6 protein-coding genes are annotated in these 8,141 nt (G+C 65.3%); 5 read left to right on the top strand and 1 reads right to left on the bottom strand.

From position 1 onward, the window contains the following. The coding region (locus AB4Y44_RS41910) for a YadA family autotransporter adhesin (protein ID WP_368702759.1) at positions 1–1,899 on the top strand (1,899 nt) is incomplete at its 5' end. Between the two features lie 104 nt (positions 1,900–2,003). Here the strand turns inward: AB4Y44_RS41910 and AB4Y44_RS41905 are convergent. Further along, positions 2,004–2,861: a MurR/RpiR family transcriptional regulator gene (locus AB4Y44_RS41905; RefSeq protein WP_368702758.1), complete on the bottom strand. Its 858-nt coding sequence runs from the start codon at positions 2,859–2,861 to the stop codon at positions 2,004–2,006. A gap of 289 nt (positions 2,862–3,150) precedes the next feature. Between AB4Y44_RS41905 and edd the strand changes: the two genes are divergently transcribed. The 4 genes from edd (at position 3,151) to AB4Y44_RS41885 (ending at position 7,945) form a co-directional block, all read left to right on the top strand. Then, entirely contained in the window at positions 3,151–5,043 is a 1,893-nt protein-coding gene (gene edd, locus AB4Y44_RS41900) for a phosphogluconate dehydratase (RefSeq protein ID WP_368702757.1), read from the top strand. A 23-nt stretch (positions 5,044–5,066) separates the two neighbouring features. Next, positions 5,067–5,708 carry a bifunctional 4-hydroxy-2-oxoglutarate aldolase/2-dehydro-3-deoxy-phosphogluconate aldolase gene (eda, locus tag AB4Y44_RS41895; protein WP_110385350.1) on the top strand — a complete coding sequence of 214 codons (642 nt, stop codon included), beginning with the start codon at positions 5,067–5,069 and terminating at the stop codon, positions 5,706–5,708. 297 nt (positions 5,709–6,005) lie between these two features. After that, on the top strand, positions 6,006–7,367 hold the full coding sequence (locus AB4Y44_RS41890) for a GntP family permease (RefSeq protein ID WP_342919377.1): 1,362 nt from the start codon (positions 6,006–6,008) through the stop codon (positions 7,365–7,367). Between the two features lie 68 nt (positions 7,368–7,435). Beyond that, the gene (locus AB4Y44_RS41885) at positions 7,436–7,945 is read left to right on the top strand and encodes a gluconokinase (protein WP_342919376.1); all 510 of its coding nucleotides are present in this window, start codon (positions 7,436–7,438) and stop codon (positions 7,943–7,945) included. Positions 7,946–8,141: the final 196 nt, after the last annotated feature.

Below are 8,141 nucleotides of genomic sequence, written 5' to 3'. Positions count from 1 at the left end.
GCGACCACGCCGGTGGCGCTGCATAACGTGGCGGCGGGCGCAGTCTCGGCAACGAGCCTCGACGCGGTGAACGGTGCACAGCTATACGAGACGAACTCGAGCATATCGATCCTTGCTGGCGATGTGACAGCCATCGACGGCCAGCTCGCCGATGCGGTGATGTACGACTCGTCGGCGCACGATTCTGTGACGCTGGGCGGCACGGACCACGCTCCCGTCGTGCTGACGAACGTCGCGGCCGGCCGCCTGAGTGCGTCGAGCGTCGATGCCGTGAACGGTGCGCAGTTGTACAACCTTGCCAGTTCTACGGCCGGCGCGCTGGGCGGCGGTTCGACGTACAGCGCAGACGGTTCGATCGTGAATCCGTCCTATACCGTCGATCACAAAACCTACAACAACGTGGGCGATGCGATTGCCGCGCTGAACGCAGGCGGTGGCAGTGGGACGGACCCGAACGCCGTGCACTACGACGACCCGTCGATGAACCTGGTGACGCTCGGTGGCACGGACCACGCTCCGGTCGCGCTGACGAACGTGGCGAACGGCGTGCTGAACGCCACGAGCTTCGACGCAGTGAACGGTTCGCAGCTGTACGCACTGGGCGCGAAGACCGATGCGTCGGGCAACATCACCAACGCGTTTGTCGCCTATGACGACACGTCGCTCAATACGGTCACGTTCGGCGGCTCGGGTCATGCGCCTGTCGTGCTGCACAACGTGGCGAACGGCGTGGATGCGAACGACGCGGTCAACGTCGCGCAGCTCGAAGCCATGGGTGCGAAGGTCGATCCGTCGGGCAACATCTCGAACGCGTTTGTCGCCTACGACGACACCTCGCTGAACTCGGTCACGCTCGGCGGGTCGCTGGATCACGCGCCGGTGGCGCTGCACAACGTAGCGAATGGTGTCGTTGCGGCAAGCAGCACGGACGCCGTGAACGGCGGCCAGCTCTACGGTGTTGCATCGAGCACGGCCAGCGCACTGGGCGGCGGTTCGACGGTCAACCCCGATGGCTCGGTCTCGGCGCCGACATACGTCGTGGGCGGCGACACTTACAACAACGTGGGTAGCGCGATCTCGAACATCGATGGCCGTGTGACGAACATCGAGCAAACGGTGACCAACATCTCGGGCCAGGTGGCGAATGCGGTTCAGTACGACTCGTCGGCACACGACAAAGTCACGCTGGGCGGCACGGATTCGACGACGGCGGTCAAGCTGACCAACCTGCAGGACGCCGAGCTCTCGGCGTCGAGCACGGACGCCGTGACGGGCTCGCAGTTGTACGCCACGAACGTCGAGGTCTCGAACCTGAATCAGCAGATCCAGAACATCAGCGTCAACGGCACTGAGTATCTGTCGACCAACACGACGAGCGGCGCGGCTTCGGCCACGGGCGCCAGCTCGATCGCGGCAGGCGGCGGTGCGATCGCTTCGGGTGCGAACGCAACGGCGATTGGCGACTCGGCAAAAGCGATGGGCAACAACTCGGTCGCGCTCGGTGGGAACTCGGTGGCGGACGAGGACAACACGGTGTCCGTGGGCTCGCAAGGCAATGAGCGTCGGATCACCAATGTCGCGAATGGCGTCCACGCTACCGATGCGGTGAACATGGGGCAGCTGCAGAGCGGCCTGAATGCGCTCCAGAGCAACGTCAACTCGGTGGCGCGCAACGCCTACGGCGGTATCGCAGCGGCAACCGCGCTGACGATGATTCCGGAAGTCGATCAGGGCAAGACCGTCGCGGTGGGTATCGGTACCGCCAACTTCCAGGGCTATCAGGCAGTGGCGCTCGGCGCATCGGCGCGCATCACGCAGAACCTCAAGGTGAAGGTGGGCGGCGGTTATGCATCGGGTGGCGGTGCCACGATCGGCGGCGGTATGTCGTACCAGTGGTAAGCCTGGCTATCCCCAGGCGATCGGCCGCGTAGTTCGGGCCTGAACGCAAAGCGGACTCCGTCGGGAGTCCGCTTTTCTTTTGTGAGGCGCCTTCTGGTCTGCCGTTAGCCGATCGCGTCCAGCCTTCTTCGCGCGATGATCTCCTTCGCATCGGCGAGTTTCTCCGCAAGCTCCGGACCGCGCTGCAGCGCCACACCCACCGCGAGTATGTCGCCGATTGCGAGATGCGAAGTCCGCGAAGTCATCGGCGAGAAGACGTCGGTGTCTTCGTCGACGTTCGCGTGCAGGCCGACGCTCGCCAGACGCGCGAGCGGCGACGTGCCATGCGTGATGGCGATCACCTTGGCGCCGCGATCGAGCGCCGTGCGCGCGGCATCCACGATGTCACGCGTGCGCCCCGTGTTCGAGATCGCCACCACGACATCGCCGGGGCCTAGCAGCGCTGCCGACATCAGGAACGTCTGTGGATCCGAATACGCGACGCTCGGCATGCCGAGCCGGAAGAACTTGTGCTGCATGTCCTGCGCGGCGATGCCCGAGCCACCCGCACCATAGAACTCGATACGCGCCGCGTGCGCGAGCAGGCCGATCGCCGCGGCGAGCGAGTCCGTGGAGAGGTTGTTGCGTACCTGCAGGAGCGCGCCGATGGTGCGGTCGAGCACCTTGGCCGCAACGCCCGGCACCGGCTCGTCCGGGCTCACGTCGCGGTAGACGGCCGGATGTTCCGAGGGCAGATCCGCGGCAACGGCCTGCGCGAGACGAATCTTGAACTCCCGGAATCCCGAGAATCCCAACGCATGGCAAAACCGCGCGATGGTCGGCTGGCTCACGCCCGCGCGCTCGGCGACCTCGGTCATCGACAGATCGAGCACCTCGCGCGGCGCCTGAATCACGTAATCGGCGAGCTTGCGCTCCGAAGGGCGCAATTGCTCGCGCATGGCTTTCACCTGGGACAGCAGCATCAGGAAACTCGCACTATGCTGAAAGATCCGTGGACTATAACGGATCGGACGTTATGTACAAAAACTACAGGATCGCCGTTTGCTTCTTTTCAGTCCAGCCGTGCATCAACGCGCAAGGCCTGTAAATAATGAGACTAGGCGTTCGCTTACCGTCGCGCTCCCAGGGTCTTACCGGGATTGTCGTCTTGTAGTTTTTCTACTAACATCGCGCCATCGCTGTCTGGTGCGCCCAAAGCGCGCCTGATCTGGCCCCGAGCGTCCCCGCCGTGACAAGAAGGAAGGAGATTCGATGGTTTCCCCGCATTCCCAGTTGATGAAGGTCACGCAGCGCGTGATCGAGCGCAGCAAGCCCACGCGCGAGGCCTATCTGGCGCGCATCGCGGCGGCTCAGGACCGCTTCCCGGCGCGCGGCGCGCTCTCGTGCGCGAATCTCGCCCACGGCTTCGCCGGCCTCGAGGGCCGCGACAAGATCTCGATCAAGTCGATTCGCGAGCCGAACATCGGCATCGTCTCGGCGTACAACGAGATGCTCTCGGCGCACGCGCCCTACAAGGATTTCCCCGACATCATCAAAAAGGCGGCCCGCGAAGGCGGCGGCGTCGCGCAGTTCGCGGGCGGCGTGCCGGCGATGTGCGATGGCGTGACGCAAGGCAACGCCGGCATGGAGCTGTCGCTCTTTTCGCGTGAAGTGATCGCGATGAGCACGGCCGTCGCGCTCACGCACAACATGTTCGATGCAGCGCTCTGCCTCGGCGTGTGCGACAAGATCGTGCCGGGCCTGGTGATCGGTGCACTGCAATTCGGCCACCTGCCGACCATTTTCGTGCCCGCCGGCCCGATGACGAGCGGCATCACGAACGACGACAAGGCCAAGGTGCGCCAGCAGTTCGCCACCGGTCAGTGCGATCGCGCGGCGCTGCTCGAATCGGAGGCCGCCGCGTATCACGGCCACGGCACCTGCACGTTCTACGGCACGGCCAACAGCAACCAGATGCTCATGGAAATCATGGGCCTGCATCTGCCTGGCTCGGCCTTCATCCATCCGCATACGCCGCTGCGCGACGAGCTCACCGCCGCTGCGGCGCGTCGCGTGCTCGAGCTCACCGTCGAGCGCGGCAACTACACGCCGATTGGCCATGTCGTCGACGAGAAGGCCGTGATCAACGGCATCGTCGCGCTGATGGCGACGGGCGGCTCGACCAACCACACGCTGCACCTCGTGGCGATGGCGCGGGCGGCGGGCATCATCATCGACTGGAACGACTTCGACGTGCTCTCGGACGCCGTGCCGCTGCTCGCGCGCGTCTATCCGAACGGCAAGGCCGACGTGAATCATTTCCATGCGGCGGGCGGCATCGCCTTCCTCGTGCGCGAGCTGCTCGACGGCGGGTTGCTGCACGAAGACGTGAATACCGTCGCGGGCCGTGGCCTGCGTCATTACACCGAGGAGCCGAAGCTCATCGACGGCAAGCTCGCCTGGGTGCCGGCGGTCGAGAAGAGCGCCGACGAAACCGTGCTGCGTCCGCTGCCGACGCCGTTCCAGCCGGACGGCGGCCTGCGCCTGATGCAGGGCCGTCTGGGCCGCGGCGTAATCAAGGTTTCCGCGGTCGCGCCGGAGCGCCGCAAGGTGCGTGCGCCCGCCATCGTGTTCGATTCGCAGGAAGCCGTGCAGGAAGCGTTCGACCGCGGCGAACTCGAGCGCGATTTCGTGGCCGTCGTGCGCTTCCAGGGCGCGCGCGCAAATGGCATGCCGGAGCTGCACCGCCTCACGCCGTTGCTCGGCGTGCTGCAGGACAAGGGCTTTCACGTCGCGCTCGTGACCGACGGGCGCATGTCGGGCGCGTCGGGCAAGGTGCCCGCGGTCATCCACGTTTCGCCGGAAACGCTGCTGCACGGCCCGATCGGCAAGGTGCGCGACGGCGATACGATCGTGATCGACGCGGTGGGAGGCGTGCTCGACGTCGAAGTGGACGCCGCCGAGTGGGACGCGCGCCCGGTCGCGCAGCCTGCGCATCAGGAACTCAATGAAGTGGGCTTTGGCCGCGAGCTGTTCGGCGTGTTCCGCGCCACCGCCGCGCCGGCGGAGCTGGGCGCCACGGTGTTCGGTCCGCTCGTGGGCGAGCAGGCCGCGCCCGCACCGGCCGCTGCGACGACCCATGCGCCGGCCCACGCCGCGAACTAAATTCATCATCAAGGAGCCTGAACATGGCAAATAGCACAGTCGCCGACATCGTTCGCCTCGGTCCCGTCATCCCGGTGCTCGCATTCGACACGCCGGAGCAGGGCGAGCACGTTTCCCGCGCGCTCCACGCGGGCGGCGTGAAGGTGCTCGAAATCACGCTGCGCACGAAGGCCGGCCTCGAAGCCATCGAGCGCGCCGCGAAGATCGCGCCGGACATCGTCGTGGGCGTGGGCACGATCACGAAGCCCGAGCACTGCGCGCTCGCGAAGAAAGCCGGCGCACAGTTCGGCGTTTCGCCGGGCCTCACGCGCGAGATCCATCAGGCTTCGCTCGACGCGGGCCTGCCGCTGCTGCCGGGCGTGATGACGCCGACCGACATCATCGTCGCGATGGAACTGGGCTACGAGATCGTCAAGTTCTTCCCGGCGGTGCCGGCCGGCGGCCTGAACATGCTGCAGGCCTTCCACGGCCCGTTCCCGACACTCAAGTTCTGCCCGACGGGCGGTATCAGCGCCGAATCCGCCCCGACCTTCCTCGCGCTGCCCAACGTGGTGTGTGTGGGCGGTTCGTGGCTCACGCCGAAGGCGGCCATTGCCGCGCAGAACTGGGACGAAGTCACGCGCCTTGCGCACGCCGCGAGCGAGCTGTCGCGCCCGGTGCGCTAAACAACGCGTCTGCTCGATGCTCTGACGCGCGCGCCGCATGTTGCGGCGCAACGAAGACCGGAATGCCGCGCCCCGCGTGTACGGAGGGCGTGCAGCGAGCCGCGCAAACGGCGCCTTTCGGGCGCGCGCTTGCGCGGCTCGCGTGTCTTTTAAGTACGCTGCACCAAAAGTCGTTATAAGCTCTACAATCCCCGGCCCGGCGATGGCCGGCACTTTTGTCCCGCATGGGCGCTGCTGCGCTCATCCGTCGCCGCACCGGGCAAAAGGACTTCGAACAACTACCTGGAGAGGAGCCTCATGGGAGTGGCCCACGGCAGCATGCTGCTGATTTACGCGCTCGTCGCGATCGCCGCGCTGATCCTGCTGATCACGCGCTTCAAGGTTTATCCGTTTCTCGTCCTGATCATCGTTTCGCTGCTGCTCGGCCTCGCCGTCGGCATGCCGATGGATCAGATCGTCAAGTCGTTCGAGACCGGCAACGGCAACACGCTCGGCCACATCGCCATCGTGGTGGGCCTCGGCACAATGCTCGGCAAGATGATGGCGGAGTCGGGCGGCGCCGAGCGCGTCGCCACGACGCTCATTCGCTGGTTCGGCGAGAAGAATATTCACTGGGCCATGATGGTCGTTGCGATCATCGTCGGCTTGCCGGTGTTCTTCGAAGTCGGCTTCGTGCTGCTCATTCCGATCGCGTTCAACGTCGCCAAGCGCACCGGCAAGTCGCTGCTGCTGATCGGCCTGCCGATGGTAGCAGGCCTTTCGGTCGTGCACGGGCTGATTCCGCCGCACCCGGCCGCGCTCCTCGCCGTGCAGGCGTATCACGCCGACATCGGCAAGACCATCGCTTACGGCCTGATCGTGGGCGTGCCCACGGCGATCATCGCCGGGCCGCTTTTCGCGCTTTTCATTCACCGCTACATCAAGCTGCCGGAGAGCAATCCGCTTGCCGACCAGTTCGTGAGCAAGGCCGACCCCAAGCCCGATAGCGAACTGCCCGGTTTCGGCGTCACGCTCTTCACGATCCTGCTGCCCGTGATCCTCATGCTGATTGGCAGCTGGGCCGATCTCGTGTTCGCGCCCAAGACGCTGCCGAACAATCTGTTGCACTTTATCGGCACCTCGGACGTCGCGCTGCTGATCGCCGTGCTGGTAAGCTTCTGGACCTTCGGCGCGCAGCGCGGCTTCACGCGTGAGCAGATCCAGAAGTTCTGCGGCGACTGCCTCGCGCCGATCGCCGGCATCACGCTGATCGTGGGCGCGGGCGGCGGCTTTGGCCGCGTGCTGATGGACAGCGGCGTGTCGAAGCAGATCGTCGAGCTGGCGCAGAACGAACATCTGTCGCCGCTCTTGCTCGGCTGGCTTGTCGCCGCGCTGATCCGTCTCGCCACGGGTTCGGCCACGGTCGCCATGACCACGGCTTGCGGCATCGTCGCGCCGATCGCATCGGCCAGCGCCATGACCGTGAAGCCGGAGCTGCTGGTGCTCGCCACGGGCTCGGGCTCGCTGATCTTCTCGCACGTCAACGACGGCGGATTCTGGCTGATCAAGGAGTATTTCGGCATGAGCGTCGTGCAGACGTTCAAGACATGGTCGCTGCTGGAGACCATTATTTCGCTGCTGGGCCTTGGCTTGACCTTCGCTCTGGCAACGGTGGTGTAACGCGCAACTTTGTTGCATGGGACCGGAGTAAGCGCTAAAGCGCGAACTCCGTTCGACAGGAGCAGTAAATGATTCTGATAGCGATGGGCGTGTCGGGCGCAGGCAAGACACGCATCGGCGAAATGCTCGCCGAGCGCCTCAAGTGCAGCTTCACCGACGGCGACGCCTTCCACAGCGAAGCCAACAAGAAGAAGATGCACGACGGCATTCCCCTCACCGACGACGACCGCTGGCCGTGGCTGCGTACGATTCGTGCGGCGATCGAGGAGAAGCAGCGCGCCCACGAAACGGCCGTGTTCACCTGCTCGTCGCTCAAGCGCTCGTATCGCGACATCCTGCGCGGCAACGACCGCGACGTGTGCTTCGTCTACCTGAAGGGCTCGTTCGAAGTGCTGCACGAGCGCCTCGCATCGCGCACCGGCCACTTCTTCGACCCGTCGCTGCTGCAAAGCCAGCTCGACACACTCGAAGCGCCTGGCGCGGACGAGGCGATCGAGGTGAGCATCGAGCTCACGCCCGAGCAGATCGTCGACGAGGTCATGAAGCAGATGGACGCGCGCCGCAATCAGGCGTCCTGATCTCGCGGCCACGCACGATCACGCGATCGTGCGGCGGTAAACGAAAAAGCGCTCGATTCGATCGAGCGCTTTTTTTAGTGTGCCGGGCATGCACAACAGCTTGGGGGTGGAAGTCCCCTGCCCAACCTGATGGTGGTGAAGGGCTAGCGAAACGCAAGGGCGTCGTTGTGAGGCGGGGTCTGAAGGAAGCGTGTAG

Source organism: Paraburkholderia sp. BR10937, assembly GCF_040965695.1.
Lineage (GTDB): Bacteria > Pseudomonadota > Gammaproteobacteria > Burkholderiales > Burkholderiaceae > Paraburkholderia.
This window is presented reverse-complemented; position numbering and strand designations above follow the sequence as displayed.

What these genes read in the sequence shown, in the direction of transcription:
- AB4Y44_RS41905 (WP_368702758.1), bottom strand. Translation starts at nt 2,861, where the DNA reads ATGCTGCTGTCCCAGGTGAAAGCCATGCGCGAGCAATTGCGCCCTTCG.
- edd (WP_368702757.1), top strand. Translation starts at nt 3,151, where the DNA reads ATGGTTTCCCCGCATTCCCAGTTGATGAAGGTCACGCAGCGCGTGATC.
- eda (WP_110385350.1), top strand. Translation starts at nt 5,067, where the DNA reads ATGGCAAATAGCACAGTCGCCGACATCGTTCGCCTCGGTCCCGTCATC.
- AB4Y44_RS41890 (WP_342919377.1), top strand. Translation starts at nt 6,006, where the DNA reads ATGGGAGTGGCCCACGGCAGCATGCTGCTGATTTACGCGCTCGTCGCG.
- AB4Y44_RS41885 (WP_342919376.1), top strand. Translation starts at nt 7,436, where the DNA reads ATGATTCTGATAGCGATGGGCGTGTCGGGCGCAGGCAAGACACGCATC.